Source organism: Arenibacter troitsensis, from assembly GCF_900177645.1.
Taxonomy (GTDB): domain Bacteria; phylum Bacteroidota; class Bacteroidia; order Flavobacteriales; family Flavobacteriaceae; genus Arenibacter; species Arenibacter troitsensis.
In genome coordinates, this window is sequence record NZ_FXAO01000002.1 from 213,392 (window position 1) to 230,387 (window position 16,996).

Sequence of the window (16,996 nt, forward strand, 5' to 3'; positions counted from 1 at the left end):
GATTAATTGCATAGGTTTTATAATGCCCCCTCCGTGGGCAATTGTTCAAACTTATAGTAATTATATAATGATCCATAAAATGTTGGGCGTATGGCTATATTTTAGCCTATGCTCCATAACGTTTGCGCAGGATTCTTTCCAAATAGAAGGATCCGTTGTAAATGCCAACACCTTACATCCTCTAGAAGGCGCCAATATTATTGGTAAGGGCCTTTTTTCAATTTCATCTGCGACCGGGACATTTACCATAAATAATGTAGTTGAGGGTACGTACTCCTTGACTATATCCCATATTGGTTACTCGTCCGAAACAGTGACTATTACGGTAGGACCAAAAATGGACACCTTAAAGGTCCACTTAAAGGAGTCTGTCATCGAGCTTGAAGACGTGGAAGTCAATGGTAAAACCCATAAAAGGGAGGCCCAAGAATTGGCTACGGTATCGCACACTGTCTCTAAAGATTTCCTTGATAAAAACAGGGAGAACAGTTTAATGCAGACTTTGAAAAATATACCGGGCGTAAGCACCATTAATATTGGTTCAGGGCAGTCCAAACCTGTAATCAGGGGCTTGGGGTTCAATAGGGTAGTCGTAGTCCAGAACAGTATAAAACACGAGGCCCAACAGTGGGGCAATGACCATGGTTTGGAAATTGACCAATACGAAGTTGAAACGGTAAAAATTATAAAGGGGCCCGCCTCATTGCAATATGGTTCCGATGCCATTGCGGGCGTGGTAGATATTCAGGCTCCGAAATTGCCCGGTCAAAATTCGTTAAAGGGAGAGGTAAACTTGTTAGGAGAAACCAATAATGATCTATTGGGGGTTTCGGCGGGCATACAAGGGCGTAAAAACAAGTGGTTTTATCGCGGGCGATTAACATATAGGGATTATGGCGATTACAAAGTGCCAACGGATAGAATCAATTATGAGAATTACATTTTTGAACTGCATGATAATAACTTAAGGAATACGGCCGGGAAGGAAGCTGATGTAAGCTTGGGGATCGGTTTTATTTCAGGCAACCTTAAGTCCGAAACTAATTTTAGCAATGTAAATGCTAAAAATGGTTTTTTTGCCAATGCCCATGGCTTGGAGGTCAGAAGTTCCAGCATTGATTACGATAGTTCCAATAGGGATATCGATTTACCCTATCATAAGGTGAACCATTTTAAAATTACGAACAATACTTCCGCTGGTATTGGAAACCATACCCTTCAATTGGACCTGGGATATCAAAACAACCATAGGGAGGAACTTTCAGAACCTGTTCCGCACGGATATATGCCAATACCACCAGATAGCAAGGAACGGATATTTGATAAAAATACCTACACCTTAAATATAAAGGACTCCTTTAGCCCCAATCAAAGGCATGATATTACAGCAGGTGTAAATTTGGAATATCAAGACAATAACATAGGGGGATGGGGGTTTTTGATTCCTTCGTATAACCGATTTACCGTTGGAGCTTTTACCAATGACCAATTCGAGATTCATCCAGATCTCCATTTATTAGCAGGCTTGCGTTATGACTATGGGGTGCTGGATAGCAAATCCCATTATGACTGGTATCCCTCAACAGTGAACAACTCTGATGGTTCTACGTCCTACGTCTATCTTCAAAGGGCCAAAAACAAAACCTTGGATTTCGGCAATTTCAGTGCTTCGCTTGGGATTAGTTACATACACCAAAATACTACCTATAAAATCAATTTAGGTAAGAGTTTTAAAATGCCTTTGGCCAACGAATTGGCTTCGGACGGCGTAAATTATCATATGTATCGGTACGAAAGGGGAAATCTGGATCTTGACCCCGAATCCTCTTATCAGTTGGATCTTGAGGTAGACCATAGTTCTGATTCCTTCAGTTTTGGGGTCAGTCCTTTTGTAAATCTTTTTGAGAATTTCATCTACCTAAATCCAACTTCCAATTATTATGAAACCCTTCAGATATATGAGTACACGCAGAGCAAGGTGTTCAGGGCCGGAGGAGAGATCAGGGCAAGTACCACTGTATTAAAAAACCTACAATTGGATGCTTCTGCAGAGTACGTTTATTCCAGGCAGACAAGTGGCCCCAAAAAGGGCTTTACACTTCCGTTTTCACCCCCTTTGTCGGGATTGTTCTCCGCCAGCTATCAACTCAAGGATTTTCTTTTTCTTGAAAAACCTCAAATAAGGGCAGACTATAGGGTTACTGCCGCACAAAATGAAATAGTACCTCCCGAAGAAGTAACGGAGGCATATCAGGTGCTCAACATGTCCTTTACAGCTCAAATGAACCTTATTAAAAGTACCAAGCCTATTGAGGTACGGGCAAAACTCAACAATGTGTTGAATACACACTTTTATGACCATACCAGTTTTTACCGGTTGATAGATGTACCAGAACCCGGCAGAAACTTATCCATCTCATTGACAATACCTTTTTAATAAATAGCAAACACAAATAAATCAATAACAATTAAAATCAAACACATGAAAACAAACATTATGAAATCAAATTTTAAATTATTGGCCATTTTTACCTTTTTAGGACTCTTTTTGAACTCTTGTAGCAGTGACGACGACGGAGTTTCTGATGCATCGGCTCCAGTAATTACCAATTTCGAATTTGGGGAGGGAAGCGATCATTCCACGGAACCATTTGCCTATAAGGGTTCCGACCTTCATTTGGAAGCGGAAATAAACGCGGAAGGAATAGTCCGCAGTATTTCCATAGACATACATGCCGATGATGTTCAGGTTGGAGAAGACGAAGTTGAATGGGATTATGAAAACACCTACACAAATGCCTCCTACCTCGTAATTAACCCAACCTTTCATGAACATATTGATATTCCCTCGAACATTCCGGCAGGTGAATATCATATTGTGTTAACGGTAACCGATGAGTTGGGAAATAGCACAGAGATTGAGGGTCATCTGGAGATTTTGGATCCTATTGTGATAAGTGATTTTTCTATGGATACCACCGTCCAAAGAGGAAGTGATTTTCATGTTGAATTTATGATCGATGCCGTTAATGGCATACACAACATTACGGTAGATATACATGCACATGACCTGACAATTGGCGAAGGGGAAGTAGAATGGGACTATGAAGAGATTTTTGAGGATGGATTCCATGAGGAGATCGAAGCAGAATTCCACAAACATATCGATGTTCCCCTTACCGCTCCTGCCGGCGAGTATCACGTCCTTTTTACAGTTGAAGATGAAGATGGAAACACAAAGGAGTATGAAACGCATATAGACGTTACTGCATAATAATATTATAACTATACCGCATGACATAGACACATTTATGTTATGCGGTTTAAAATTTACATTATGGGATTTTCAACAAAATATTTTTACATTCTAGTTTTAGGCCTTGTTTTAGCTTCTTGTAGCACCGATGACAATGCAGCTAAGGACGAACAAAAACCTACCATTGACATCAATTATGATGAAGGGTTTCCCCAAGCCTGTTCACAACTTGTAAGAGGGGAAACCTATTCTTTTAAGGCGATGGTCTCCGATAATGCGGAATTGGCCTCTTATAGCCTGGATATCCATCACAATTTTGACCATCATACCCATGATGATCAAGATGGAGAGTGCAGCCTGGACCCTAAAAAAACAGCCACAAATCCATGGATTTTTATTGAAAATTATTCCATTGAAGACGGGTTGACCACCTATGAATTAAGCATAAGCTTAACAATTCCCAACGATATTGATACTGGGGACTACCATTGTTCCTTTTCGGTAATTGATAAAACAGGGTGGCAAAGCAGGACATCGGTAGATATAAAAATTATAGAATAAATGGGAAACAACGGCTTTACATTTTAAATGCATATTTGTAATCCAAGTTGTTCTTTTATAGAGCATCACTTATGACAATCCTGGGATATAAACCTGAATTGTATAATGGAACGACCCATCCAGACGGTCAAGAATACATTCTGAGCTGCTTGTTGTTAACAATAACAACCTATTAAATTTCATTGCTATTCCAGAAATTAGGCATAATCCCAAATGATATCATTTGATATCAAGGAAAATGTGTAAAAACAAAAAAAACACTGAAAATCAATTTGATTAACAGTGTTTTTGATACTACCTATTTCTAGGTTCGTCGGGGTGGCAGGATTCGAACCTGCGACCTCCGCGTCCCAAACGCGGCGCGATAACCGGGCTACGCTACACCCCGAATTTTAATAGAACTGAATATTTTAATTGGGAATTCAATCCTATTTTTTTGACAACTGTTTGAGCGTAGTTTATGCCGTGCATGACACGGTACTACACCCCGAAATGGTCATCTACAAAACGTTTTGCACCTCTTTTCTTTATACGTCGCTCCAAAATTAGAGCTTCCGAGCGAGATAATACTTCCAGTTGCAAAACTAATCTCCAAGGGGTCCCACTCTTGGTAGAAGGGACAATCCCAAGATTATGTCTTTTCAATCTTTTTGTCATATCCGTAGTCTGACCTACGTAATACCTTGAACGTTTCTCGCTATATAAAATATAAACGAACATATACCAACTTTCTTAGGGTGGTCACGCCCAAAGCGTGACAACCTCCGCGTCCCAAACGCGGCGCGATAACAATGCCTTTGGCTTTGCAAGCCGGGCTAGACCTGCCACGCCATCAGCGTGGTACACCCCGAATTTTAATAGAACTGAATAATTTACTTGGGAATTCAATCCTATTTTTTAGGACTGCAAATATAGAATAATCCCTGGAAATAAAAAGTTCTAGTTCACAAAAAAGGACACTAAAAGATTAAGTGTCCTTTTCATGGAAAAATACAGCTAAAAATTCCGTTATCTATATAGGGTAAAATGCCCCATAAACTGCTGTTTATCCTCATCATTGGCGTTCACTTCATACCAATAATCCCCAGAAGGCACAGCCTTACCGTCGTAATTGCCGTCCCAGCCGGATACTTGGTCCAAAATGGCCACTACCCTACCATATCTATCATAAATCTTAACTTCTATATTGGGGAAATAATCCCTGTTTCCTGGGAACCATTCATCATTCATGTTATCCCCATTTGGAGTAAAGAAATTGGGTATTTCCAACATACCCGTAAATTTGAACGGAATGGTTATGGTGGCCTCGCAACCCATGCGATCCTCTACCCTAACCGTTACATTGGCATCCTGGTTGGACAAAAACACATTCACTTCGCCATAAGAATCCCCTTGGAAGAAATATTCATAATCGCCAAAGCCTCCCGTAGCCGCTGCCGTTACCTCATTGGGACCTGTTTTTATCGCAGTCAAGGTCAATGGTTCATATGCTTCCACCGTAAAATCTACCGAAGTGGCACATCCATTTTCATGATAGATATAAACAGTATGGTCGCCTGCCACCAAATCTCCAAAAACAGTCTGGGTATTGGCCAAAGTCATATCATCAACATCCAGCGAAAATAAAAGCCTGGACATTAGGCTTGTATCCGTCATGCGAATAGTAACGGTACTGTTCGGAAAAATTCCCTCACATCCATATTCAACAATTGGCTCGGCGCTTAGATCAACTCCGATCATGATCGGGACAACGGCGTTTGTCTCACAACCCATGGAATCTCGGATGAACACTACATACGTTTCACCGCCCATTAGGTTATCGAAAAATAAGGCATCGTTTCTCACAAAAACTTCGTCCCCTACGGAATCAGGTCCAATAATTTTGGTTTCATAATATTCCACTCCGCTTAGTATATCCACAAATGGCGTTCCTCCCATCATGGTCAGCTGTGCCGAACCGTCGGAAGCCATAACACAGGTTTCCGGGGTAGTATCCACGTTGGCCACAACCAATTCTTCGGGCTCCGTAATGGTCACTTCCTGCAAAATATTACATCCCAATTCGTCCTGTACTATTATTTCATAGGTACCTGGTGGTAAATCAGTAAAAGTGAAAGAATTTGGATTTGAAGGATCTTCCCCTTCAAAGAATTCACTTAAGGTATCGGAAATGGAGAAACGAATTTTTCCGGTACCCCCGCTGGCTTCTATAATGACCTGTCCATCTACATCGCCATAACAACTAACAGGCACCATTTCCAAACGATCCAATATCAATGGATCCTTTGGGGTTATCAGAATTTCCCCGGAAATGGCAGTACATCCCAGACTAGTAGCATAAACATAATAGGATCCCGGTGGCAAATCCCTAAATATGCCTGAGCTTTGAGGTCCCCTCACAATATCGGCAGCAACAGGAAGCCTGGGAACACCAGGTGTTCCACTATCCAAAATGTTGTTTACCAGAGTATAAATATAATTTCCCACCCCACCAAAGGCTTCCGACCTCACTATACCTGTTGGTTGACCGGCACATTTAATATTGGCATCTACAAGATCTAGGGCTATCACCAAGGGTAAAGCTGGATCAAGATTAATTTCATTCGACTTCTGCTCCGGACAACCATTGCCATTTTGAACATCAAATTGATAGGGTCCGGGATTAAGGTTTACATTGGGTATAACAATCTCGACCGTAATTACACCAATCCCTCCAAATGAAACAAATGGATCCGTGGTCCCAGATCTACGATAGAAATACTCCATCCCAGGTACAGGGTTAACGATAGTGAGTTCCATTCGTCCTTCGTCCCCACAACCAGGTGCCAAGGTTTCCAACAAGTCGGCATCCACGGGAAGCGGATCTTGGATAAAAATTGGCAATGTGGTAAAACTACACCCCCAGCCGTCATAGACCACTATGGTATAATTTCCTGTGGGTAGGTTAGGGAAGACAGGAGATTCCTGTAAACCACTGGTATTTAAAATATTACCAGAGGTATCCAACCTATTCAACTGGAACAGATACTCTTCGCCATCCCCATTAATATCTTCCCCTCCACTTATGTTATAAGCTTCAATGATTCCATCATTTGATCCAGGACATAGTAATGGCTGTACAATTCTAATATCGGCAGCAATCGGTACCGGCGGACTAATTACGAAATCCTCCGTCACCACACAGCCTCCAGAATCACGGATACCCACGCGATACGTGCCACTTGTTAAATCACTAAATACATTGTTGACAGAAAAGGAAGTAACCATAAGGTACACCCCTGGAGCAGTTTCCATTTCCAATTGATACTCGTAACCTCCCCAGCCACCATCACCTGAGACCGTTATTTCACCCCTACCAGGGATAAAACAGGTAACATCCGCTGTTTGAGCCGGTGTAGGATCTAAAGGTCTATCCGGTCCGTGTACCGTAGTTGTATTACTAACGGTATCACAAAATGGACTATCAACTGCTTCTACACGTACCAATAAGTTTCCTGCAGGCACTCCCGTAATTATTTCAGGACTGTTAATTGGATTGGCCGTATCAAAACTTCCGGTAACCCCTGTACTGGTTTCAACACCGGCGGCATCACGGGAAAATACCTCATAGTTATAAACACCGGTATAATTATTGAGTTCAATACTAATTTCACCATCAGATCCGTTAAAACAGGTTACTGGTTTCACCTCATTAATAACAGCCTCTATAAGGTTATAATCAGGCACATTGTAGGTTGGTGTCACAAACAAACAGCCACCATTGGCAATATCCCTTACGGCAAAAATATAGTCTCCAGGCGTATCCAAGTCCCATACAATCCTATCGGCACCGCTGGTTAGTCGCTCTGGCTGCGAACCTAAAGGCAATATTTCAACACCATAGTCTCCAGGACCTTGATCTATAATAATCTCAACGGTACTGGCCATTACACCAGATCCCGAAGCATCGCAGGTAATAGGGGTAAGTTCGTTAAAACTAAAGGTTAGTCCGGAGGGAGGAGCCAAATTTACCGTATCTGTAATTTCACAACCATTATTATCCCTTATGGTAACTATTATGGTTTGAGCCCCTCCATTATCAATAATTTCAAAGGTATTGCTACTCTGAAAATTGGTTCCATCAAATACTGGGCTACCATCATTGATGCTATAAGTATATGGTCCTGTACCTGTCAAAGTTCCTGTTCCGTCACCGTTGTTATCGGCATATGCCGTAATTATTGTGGTATTAAAGGTATTACTGGAAGGATTACAGGTAAATGCAGGAGCTGATGCCCCCCCCATCAATGCTGTAGGTTCAATAATATTCGCAGGCACTCGTGCTGATGTACACCCTCTACTGGACACTACCTCAACCTCATAGTTGTCAGGAGTTAAATTATCGAAAATGGCATCGGCCTGACTCGTTACCAAAACACCGCCACTATCATACAAATTATAAACAAAAGGTCCGTCCGTAGCGGATGCCGCTACCAAATCCACCGAAATACTACCATCGGCACTTCCGAAACAAGAAATATCTTCGGTCAACACAGCATCTATTATTGGTTGATCTACCGTAATTATTTCTACAACCGCGGTATCCTCACACAATGGAGAAGTATTGGAACTCCTATCCGTTACGGTTATGGTATAATTCCCAGGAGGTAGGGCGGTAAACACTGGATCGTCCGATTGATTTACCACAAAACCGGCCCCATCGTCCAAAACATAGTCAAAATCCCCGCTACCACCTGAAGTCACAACAGTAATAGAACCATCTGCATTGTTACAGGAAGGCTCCGCCGTTGCACTGGCCGTTATGGAAAAGAAGTCGAACACCTCAAAAGTATTGGTAGCTGTACAACCGTTGCCATCCCTTACCGTCATGGTATAAGTACCTGGATTGGGTACCGTGAAAAATGGACTATCCTGAAATCCACTACCCATATCGTATTGAAAAGTAGTCTCCGGGGCTGGTCCACTATTTACAGGGCTTGTAACCTCCACATTATAGGAAGCGACCACAAAACATTGATTGGTAACATCAATGGTAGGTGCCGCAACTCCTGGATCCTCCAAAATGGTCACCGTAGTGAAAGAGCTACAACCACTGGCATCCTGTACATATACATCATAATCTCCCGCAGGCAACCCATAGTCGGTAGTCCCTGAATAAACCCCAACCGGTGTTGTAGTAGGTACCACAGAATATTGGTATGGCCCTGTTCCCCCAACTCCTCGTATCACCAAATATCCGTTTGGATCATTACAATTGGCATTGGTATTACTATCAACGTTAATTGTGGGAATATCTTGGGCTATTATTGCCTGTGCACTAGTGGTACAACCGGAAGACACATCTTCTACCAAAACACGGTAGTTACCTGGAGGCAAGTTGGTTATCTGTCCTGTGTAAGGAGTACCCGGAACGTAAGCTGGTACGGTAATAGTTGTTGCTGGTGCCACAATGGCACCTGTAGTAACGTTGATTACTGTAATTTCCAACTGTGTACCAGTATATTCCTCAACTTCATAATTGAATATGCCATTTCCAGAAACGTCACAGGAGGCTGAAGTCGCAGAAGCTGTTGCAATAAAATTAAGCAATGGACCACTTACAGGAGGAATTTCCTGCTGATAAATACAGCCTGTTATTACATCCATAACCTCAACCGTATAGGCCACTCCATAAATAATACCGTTAGCTGCATAACTAAAAGTATGGGAATTGGGTCCTGGAACCAAGGCATAAAAACTGGCCTCACCAACTATTCTAATCTCATAAGATCCGGATCCACCTGCAACATTTACTGTATAAGTAAAGCCATCACCAGCAGGATCACAACTTGCGGGCAATGGTGGTGGAACCGGGGTTATGGTTACACCTGCATGTCCCAAAGTGACTGCGTCCCTATCTTCACAACCGGATGCATCCCTTGTAATTACGGTATATTCCCCTTCCGGTAAATTGGTAAAACTATGGGTGTCACTTGCCGTATTTACAACCGGACCGACAACGTTTCCGTTGACATCCAATACAGTATAGGTATAAGGGGCTACACCATTGATATTACCAGTAACGTCGATACTTCCCGTAACCACTCCCGAGGCGCAGGTAGCATCATTTGGCACCACCGTGGCATCCACTCCGGGATCTGGAGGTCCTACCGTAAAATGGACATCTATAAAACAACCTCTACTATCCCTAACATAATAGGTATAATTTCCAGGGGAAAGATTTCCATATACGGCTTGACTTGTATAGTTGGTACCATCTGTACTATATTCATATGGTGCCACCCCTACCGTGGTATCAGGAATCAAGCGGACTACCCCGGTATTGGGATCGTCGCAACGGGGGTTCGTAACATCTGACGATGCTGCTATTACATCCGTAGGGCTTATGGTAACCACATTGGTTTCCACCACACAGCCATTTCCATCAGTAATTTGAAACTGGTAGGTACCTGGACTTGGGGTTGTATATACAAAACTACTTCCTGAAATTGGGGTTGTTAGACCATATCCCCCTCCATTAATGTTCACTGCATAATTGGCATAGGGTGGATTACCATTACCTATATTTACCCTAATATCCGCATCACCTGCACCTGGCACCAAACTACAGGTAAGTTCCTTTTGTATACTTACGGTAGAGGTGGTCTGTGGCCTAATATTCCTTACCACATCATCCATACAGTTATTTCCATCCCTAACCTGAACGGTATGGTTGCCAGGGGTAAGACCTCCAAAACTTGCACTGGCACCACCGGCTACCCAAGGTCCATTATCTATGCGGTACTCATAGTTTCCATCCCCACCACTGGCATTGACCACCATGGTTGTGGCATTGGAACTATCAAAACAAAAATCGGAAGCTCCAGTATCCAAAACCAAAGTAGGTGCCGTTAACCGCGTAAAAGTATAACTTGCGGAAGCCGTACAACCACCTCCATCTTCAACAGTTATAGTGTATGGTCCGGAATCATCCGTTAAACCCGTAAAATTGGGATTGCTCCTTGGACCAATATGAGTACCGTTTGGTCTGGTTAGGGTGTATTGAAATCCGCCCCATCCTCCTGATGCATTCCCGTTAACCGCACCCCTATTGTTGTTCTGGCAACTCATATCGGTCCATATAGGAGAAATGGCCAAGGGAGCTGTTGGTTCGGCAATAACAAGGGTCGCCGTATCCACGCAATTGGTATCCTCATCCGTAACCGTTATGGTATAGGAACCAGCATTTAGTCCGCTTACAGAAACAATATTGGAGGTCTGCCCAGTTACTACAGGATTTGCATCTATTTGATACCTATAGGTACCATTAAATCCGTCCACTATAAATCGGCCGGCCCCATCACTATCCCCAAAACAGGTTACATTGGTCAGCAACTGACTGGCAACACCAATAGAACTAATATCGGTTATGGCAAAACTTTCTGTATAATTACAACCCGCGGAATCGGTCACTCTAAAGGTATAACTACCTAAGCCCAATCCTGTGAACGTATTGGACCCGCCATTATTTACACTCGTAGGGGCAATAATTTCATAAGTACTTATGGCCGCACCTCCTGTTACCGCTAAAGAAACGGATGCCGTACCTGTAGCACAATCTATACTGGACACCGTAAAATCGATATCCGTAGGTTTGTTCAACGGACTAAAAACTATGGCAGGCAAGGTAGAAACACAGCCATTGGCATCACGTATCTGTGGGGAATAGGTCCCTGCGGAAATACCATTAAAGACGGTGTTGTTCAGAATGAAGCCAGAGCCAATACTATATTCATATGGACCTACACCTCCACTGACTCCAGAAAAGGTGATCTGGCCTCCACTTTCATTTAAACAAGTTGGGGTTTGGGTGGCATTGGCATTTCCCAAAATGGTAGAAGGAGTACCTATGGTTCTACCAACCGCCGGGGTGGTACATGAAAAAGTATCTTGTTGATACCTGATTACCACATTATAATTTCCTGGTGCCAAATTGGAGAAAACATTGCTGTTTTGGAAGGATCCTCCATTATTAATACTGTATTGTAAATTATACCCATTACTATTGGTAACATTTACGGTAATGCTTCCGTTGTTGGAACCTCCACAATTGGCATCTACAGAACTGATATTGTAAACAGGGGGCGGAATGTTCTCAACATCCACCGCCGCATTTTTGGTACATCCATTGGCATCCCTTACCACTATATTATAGGTACCTGGACTACTTACTGTATGCGTGGTGGAAGTTGCAAAACTTCCGCCGAAGGCACCTCCATTTACGCTATACTGATATGGTCCCGTACCACCACTCGCATCTATGGTGATATCTACAGATGTGGCACCACAGCCAAAACTGTCGGTCGCAAAGGCAGTGGCATCTACAGGAACAAGTCCGGCGCCTATCGTAATTGGATTTCCATTAATAGTACTAATAGTTTGGGTACAACTACTGCCAGCCTGAACGGATACGGAATAGGTACCTGCCCCCAAATTATTAAAGGTATGTGTATTGGACCCATTAGGCCCAAAGGTGTTCATGGTAACACCGTTTCTAATTAACCTATAGCTATAAAACCCTGGAACTCCAGAAATGTCAATGCTTATACTTCCCTTATCACCACTACAGATAATATCTACCTTGGAAACCGCCACCGTCATATCCACCTCGCTTATGGTTACGGTTTGCGAAGGAAAAACACAGGCACTGGGCGAAGCGTTCTTTAAACGGGTATACACCTGATAATTCCCTGGTGTAAAGATATCAAAATACGGATTGTCCTGATAGGGACCTGCAGCAGAATTAAGACTGTATTCGTAGCCGGCAGGCACATTGGTCACCTCTACCCTTCCTGGATTACCGCAAATAATATTCTGGGTACTAAGTTGGGGATTCAAGGGGTTGGAGGAAACCCTGAAATAATAAAAAGCACCAGAGCCTACCCTAACGCGATATTCCCCCGCAACGTAGGGATCACTGGCATCTAGGAAATATGTTGGACCTGTTACTGCTGGACCATAACAACTATTATCCTTTACCGGACAGGTGTCCGTTCCCACAAAAACACAGCTTGATGAAAGCTTCTGCCAAGTTATAGTGCCAGCTCCGCTAACGGAAATAGTTCTATCATCGCCCGTACCACATAGAAAAAATTTGGCCAGGGTACTTCCGTCATTGGTACAGGTTACCTCTTCATTGGCCCCATTGATGATCGTAGCAAACATCATAGGACTGGAGGTAACATCTATTTGGACCTCTTTCTTGGTATTGGAAATCTCCAGTGAACTATTCTCCAAGGGTTGTTCAACGGCAATTTTCGTCGAATTAATATTTTCGACCGCGGAAGATACATCCGCAATAAGCTCATAAACTATTGAGTTTGCCTTCGTGGCACTAAACACAACGCTCAGTGCTAGCAGAAGTAGGGCATAATAAATATGCCGTGGTTTTTTCGGGAGCATAGGTTAAGTAGGTTTTACAAAATATAATCGGACTTGGGGAGTCTAAGTATATTTTTGGTGTAATAGTTTTGCTTATATTTTATATTTATCTTTAGCGTTCTAAGCTACATTATTAATTATTTAACGTGGAATTATGAAAAATAGTATCCTAATTATATTCATCGCCTTTGTTTCATTGCATATATCTTGCGCACAACAAACTGAAAATGAAGTGAATAACGCAGAAAACCCACCGTTCAGTGTCGAGCTAATAATCGATGAACTACAAATACCATGGGGATTTACCTTTCTTCCGGATGGCAGTATGCTCATTACGGAAAAGACAGGTCAATTGATCCATTACAAGGATGGCAAAAAAAATATGGTGGACAATGTCCCTGCCGTGTATGTTAGGGGCCAAGGAGGGTTGTTGGACGTTGTCGCACATCCCGATTATGCCAATAACGGATGGATCTATATATCCTATGCCTCCGAAGAAGGTGATGATAAGGGTGGAAATACGGCCATTATCAGGGCAAAGTTGAACAACAATAGTCTTACCGATATCCAATTATTATACAAGGGTACCCCCAACACCACCAAAGGTCAGCATTTTGGCTCTAGAATCGCCTTTGATGATAACGGTTATCTATTCTTTTCCATAGGAGATCGTGGAGACCGTGACGTTAATCCTCAGGATATTACCAGGGATGGTGGAAAAATATATCGTTTAAACGCGGATGGGAGTATCCCGTCAGACAATCCTTTTGTAAACACCGAAGGTGCAAAAACGGCTATATACAGCTATGGCCATAGAAATCCCCAAGGTTTGGTAAAAAACCCTATGACCGGGGAAATCTGGGATAACGAACACGGCCCACAAGGTGGCGACGAAATCAATATTATTGAAAAAGGCAAAAATTACGGATGGCCAGTGATCACCTATGGTATTAACTACAGCGGAACTCCCATTACTGACAAAACCGAAATGGAAGGCATGGAACAACCAATACATTATTGGGTACCATCCATAGCACCAAGTGGAATGGCCTTTGTAACATCTGACAAATATCCGGAATGGAAAGGTAACTTATTAATAGGTTCCCTAAAATTTCAATATTTGGAAAGACTGGAATTAAAGGGGAACAAGGTTGTTTACAGAGAAAAATTGATGCCCGATTTGGGACGTGTTCGAGATGTAAGACAAGCACCGGACGGTTTTATTTATGTGGCCGTGGAAGGCAAGGGAATTTACAAACTTGTACCCAAGAAATAATTGTCCTTACATTACGTGTCATCATTTTAAAAAGTAACATATGAAGTTCTTGCTTTTAACATATATTTTATCCATTTCATTATTGTCCTATATATTGTTCCAAGACAAAGAATTGGAAGAGAGTATCAATAGAGGTGCGGAGATTTATTCGGACTTCTGTATAAACTGTCATATGGCCAATGGGGAGGGTGTTGAAAAAACATTTCCTCCATTGGCCAAGTCAGATTTTTTATTGAACAAAAGAGAAGAAAGCATAAGAGGCGTAAAATACGGCCAGCAGGGTTATTTTTTGGTCAACGGGGTAGCCTATAACAACATTATGCCCCCAATGGGATTGGAAGATGAGGAAATTGCAGATGTAATGAACTATATCCTTAACTCCTGGGGAAATAAAAGCGATAGCATAGTAACTCCAGAAGAAGTTTCTATGAATATCAACAAATAGTCTATCCTTTACTAGCGTCTATGGCGTTCTTAACAGATCCGTATTTCTTTAATAATTTTTCGGCCTCGGAATAATCTATCTTTAATTCCTCAACCAAATACCGGGTGCCACGATCTACCAATTTTTCATTGGTAAGCTGCATATTTACCATCTTATTCCCTTTTACCCTCCCAATCCTGATCATTAATGCAGTGGAAATCATGTTAAGCACCAACTTTTGCGATGTTCCACTTTTCATACGTGTACTTCCCGTAAGAAATTCTGGCCCCACATTTACTGCGATGGGAATCTCCACAGCCTGGGTCAATGGAGAACCTGGATTATTGGTGATACATGCGGTGAGCAATCCTCGGGCTGCCGCTTCCTTTACCCCACCAATAACGTATGGTGTGGTACCTGAAGCCGCTATCCCTACTACCGTGTCGTTCTTTGTTATTTCAAACGCCTCCAAATCCTTCCAAGCCTGAACGGTATCATCCTCGGCATTTTCAACCGCCTTTCTAATGGCAACATCCCCTCCGGCGATAAGTCCTATAACATGATCATGGGACAACCCAAATGTTGGAGGGATTTCCGAAGCATCCAAAATACCTAATCGGCCGCTGGTACCCGCTCCTATATAAAATAATCGCCCCCCTTTGTCAAATCTTTCCTTAAGGGCATCTACCAGTTTGGTTACTTCCGGTATCACTAAAGATACTGCATCAGCGATCAACTTATCCTCCTTATTCATATTGGTAAGGATTGTTGCGGTATCCATCAATTCAAGGTCATTATATTTCGATGGCAATTCGGTTATCTTTTTATAATCTTGCATATTTTATGGTTGGTATTAAATTTTATAGTACTTTATATAAGATTCAGAAATTAGGGTTCACTATAAGGAATTGGTTGGTTGCATCAGTCTATATATCGAGTGTTTACTTCTTGTATTCTGGTATTTAAATATTGATTGAACTTACTTCTTTCCCAAAAATCAAATAATTCTATTAAAATTAGGGCAAACTTAGGAATTTTTAGTTTTTCGCAGTGTTCAAAACAATCAGTGGTCATTAAAAATATAGCCCATGAAAAAATACCATTTTATAATAAATAAATAGCGTTAAAGTAATTTTACTTTGGCATCCCTAAAATCCTTTAATTTATCGTCGTCTGGTTCCAGTTCGGTAATTAAAACATCTATTGTGTCCAAGCCACAAATTTTAAATCGCTGAGTAGAATTCAATTTCTCGGAAATTGATGGGGCCACAATTCTCTTGGAAGCACTTATCATAGCTTTTTTTATTTGAACAATATCCCAGTCGAAATCGGTTACCCCATTTTTAACATCGATGGAATTGATTCCCAAGAAACAGATATCAACCTTAATATCATTTAACATGTTTATAGCACAACCTCCAATCGCAATTTGGGAATCCCTGGATAATTTTCCACCTACCAATATCACTTCCACATCCGATTTGGCCATTAATTGAACGGCAACCGGCAAACTAGGTGTAAAACAGGTGATTTTCAAATGGGGAGGAATCATTCGTGCAATTTCCATATTGGTGGTTCCACCACTTAGCAGTACCACCTGACCACTTTTTAACAAGGTTATGGCTTTTCTGGCAATCCGTGACTTATTCTCAAGAGCATATATCTCTTGATTTTCAACATGGTAATTGTTAAATCCTAAGGATATGGCCCCGCCGTGCACCTTCTTTAACTTTTTGGCAGCACCGAGCTCTTTGATATCTCGGCGTATGGTATCTACCGAAACATTTAAAAGTTCGGCAATATCCGTAAACAAAACCCTATTGTGAATCCTAACCTCGTTTAAAATTACTTGTTGTCTCTCGGCTTTTAACATAAAATTATCATATTAACATAATGCAGGCAATATTAGCAAAATACTGCAAACAAACCTCATCCAGCTAATTAAATCAATAATTATTGCAATATATTGCAAATAATTGCAATAGTTGCAGTTTTTTGCATATTTTTGAAAATATCAATTATACAATTTCTAATTTAATTCACTAAAAATTAACTCTAA

Annotated in this window: 9 protein-coding genes and 1 tRNA gene; 5 read left to right on the forward strand and 5 right to left on the reverse strand. The window is 41.7% G+C overall.

Going from position 1 to position 16,996, the window contains the following annotated elements; translation table 11 throughout:
• The first annotated feature begins 67 nt into the window (after positions 1–67).
• The 3 genes from B9Y87_RS05580 (at position 68) to B9Y87_RS05590 (ending at position 3,817) form a co-directional block, all read left to right on the forward strand.
• Positions 68–2,437 carry a TonB-dependent receptor gene (locus tag B9Y87_RS05580; RefSeq protein ID WP_245808655.1) on the forward strand — a complete coding sequence of 790 codons (2,370 nt, stop codon included), beginning with the start codon at positions 68–70 and terminating at the stop codon, positions 2,435–2,437.
• Positions 2,438–2,482: 45 nt separating this feature from the next.
• Positions 2,483–3,274 (forward strand): DUF4625 domain-containing protein, encoded by a 792-nt coding sequence (locus B9Y87_RS05585; protein WP_085497014.1) that lies wholly within the window; start codon positions 2,483–2,485, stop codon positions 3,272–3,274.
• A gap of 63 nt (positions 3,275–3,337) precedes the next feature.
• Positions 3,338–3,817: a DUF4625 domain-containing protein gene (locus tag B9Y87_RS05590; RefSeq protein WP_085497016.1), complete on the forward strand. Its 480-nt coding sequence runs from the start codon at positions 3,338–3,340 to the stop codon at positions 3,815–3,817.
• A gap of 313 nt (positions 3,818–4,130) precedes the next feature.
• Here the strand turns inward: B9Y87_RS05590 and B9Y87_RS05595 are convergent.
• The 3 genes from B9Y87_RS05595 to B9Y87_RS05605 all read right to left on the reverse strand — a co-directional run bounded on the left by B9Y87_RS05595 (position 4,131) and on the right by B9Y87_RS05605 (position 13,258).
• Positions 4,131–4,205, reverse strand: a tRNA-Pro gene (locus B9Y87_RS05595).
• 92 nt (positions 4,206–4,297) lie between these two features.
• Positions 4,298–4,537 carry a GIY-YIG nuclease family protein gene (locus tag B9Y87_RS05600; RefSeq protein ID WP_085497018.1) on the reverse strand — a complete coding sequence of 80 codons (240 nt, stop codon included), beginning with the start codon at positions 4,535–4,537 and terminating at the stop codon, positions 4,298–4,300.
• A 288-nt stretch (positions 4,538–4,825) separates the two neighbouring features.
• Positions 4,826–13,258 carry a T9SS type B sorting domain-containing protein gene (locus B9Y87_RS05605; RefSeq protein WP_085497020.1) on the reverse strand — a complete coding sequence of 2,811 codons (8,433 nt, stop codon included), beginning with the start codon at positions 13,256–13,258 and terminating at the stop codon, positions 4,826–4,828.
• 133 nt (positions 13,259–13,391) lie between these two features.
• On the opposite strand from B9Y87_RS05605, the gene B9Y87_RS05610 reads away from it, so the two are divergent.
• The gene (locus B9Y87_RS05610) at positions 13,392–14,513 is read left to right on the forward strand and encodes a PQQ-dependent sugar dehydrogenase (protein WP_085497022.1); all 1,122 of its coding nucleotides are present in this window, start codon (positions 13,392–13,394) and stop codon (positions 14,511–14,513) included.
• A 40-nt stretch (positions 14,514–14,553) separates the two neighbouring features.
• Entirely contained in the window at positions 14,554–14,958 is a 405-nt protein-coding gene (locus tag B9Y87_RS05615; RefSeq protein WP_085497024.1) for a c-type cytochrome, read from the forward strand.
• A 1-nt stretch (position 14,959) separates the two neighbouring features.
• Here the strand turns inward: B9Y87_RS05615 and B9Y87_RS05620 are convergent, their stop codons facing one another.
• Positions 14,960–15,775 carry an N-acetylmuramic acid 6-phosphate etherase gene (locus B9Y87_RS05620; RefSeq protein ID WP_085497026.1) on the reverse strand — a complete coding sequence of 272 codons (816 nt, stop codon included), beginning with the start codon at positions 15,773–15,775 and terminating at the stop codon, positions 14,960–14,962.
• Positions 15,776–16,060: 285 nt separating this feature from the next.
• Positions 16,061–16,810, reverse strand: a complete 750-nt coding sequence (locus tag B9Y87_RS05625) for a DeoR/GlpR family DNA-binding transcription regulator (RefSeq protein WP_085497028.1) — start codon at positions 16,808–16,810, stop codon at positions 16,061–16,063.
• Positions 16,811–16,996: the final 186 nt, after the last annotated feature.